Below are 783 nucleotides of genomic sequence, written 5' to 3' on the forward strand. Positions count from 1 at the left end.
TTAAATCGTAATAATTGATTATTAAAGCAGGAATCCAAAACGCCATAGCAATTAATGAATACATGATTCTTTTTTTATGCTGAATGTGAAACTTTTCTACGAAATCCATTTACTTACCTAACGCCACATTAAGCGGCAAAAAATTGTTGGCTAAAATGTTGAACGAAGTGAAAACAGCCAACTGTTTTTTGTCCGTTTGAATGCCTTGTTATAAGGTTGTTTACAACACAAACAAGACGTCACCTTTTTCCATAAACACGTACAGTAAAATACCAAAGATAGATATTAATGCACCAGCTAGTCTAGCACTTGTTCCCTCTAAAGATTTAGTTTGAGAAGAAGTGAATTTTGTACGAGAGCCTGATTGACCATTAGTGATACCAAACTCGACATCCATTTTACCAATATAAACAAATCTAGCACCGACTAAGAAAAATGCGATGCCAATAATCAACTCTAATGTGACTTCCATATCAAAACCTTATAACGCCACATTAAGCGGCAAAAATTGTTGGCTAAAATGTTGAACGAAGTGAAAACAGCCAACTATTTTTTGTCCGTTTGAATGCCTTGTTAGGTGCTTTTAAACCTCTCCCAGAGATACAAGCCGCCTACAAATGTACCAAATGGAAAGCTCAGTAGCATTACGATTGAAACTGGTAAAGCAAACTTATGAACAACAGTATTCTCTTTAAGCAAATAGATGCCACAAAGAAATGCTAAAAGATTTACAACGAATAGTAAGGAAACAAGTAATTTAATACCTGATGGAATAGATTGTAC

The 783-nt window shown here is 34.6% G+C and carries 2 protein-coding genes; both read right to left on the minus strand.

The features are described from left to right. Positions 1-220 precede the first annotated feature (220 nt). Entirely contained in the window at positions 221-472 is a 252-nt protein-coding gene (locus tag H4J75_RS19625; RefSeq protein WP_101343115.1) for a hypothetical protein, read from the minus strand. A gap of 101 nt (positions 473-573) precedes the next feature. Beyond that, positions 574-783 (minus strand): hypothetical protein (locus H4J75_RS20005; protein ID WP_220465376.1); only part of this gene is annotated, 210 nt, incomplete at its 5' end.

Source organism: Colwellia sp. BRX10-1, assembly GCF_014077545.1.
In the GTDB taxonomy this organism is placed as follows: domain Bacteria; phylum Pseudomonadota; class Gammaproteobacteria; order Enterobacterales; family Alteromonadaceae; genus Colwellia_A.

Bases quoted from the DNA above. Each gene is read 5' to 3' on its own strand.
- H4J75_RS19625 (WP_101343115.1), bottom strand. From the start codon at position 472: ATGGAAGTCACATTAGAGTTGATTATTGGCATCGCATTTTTCTTAGTC.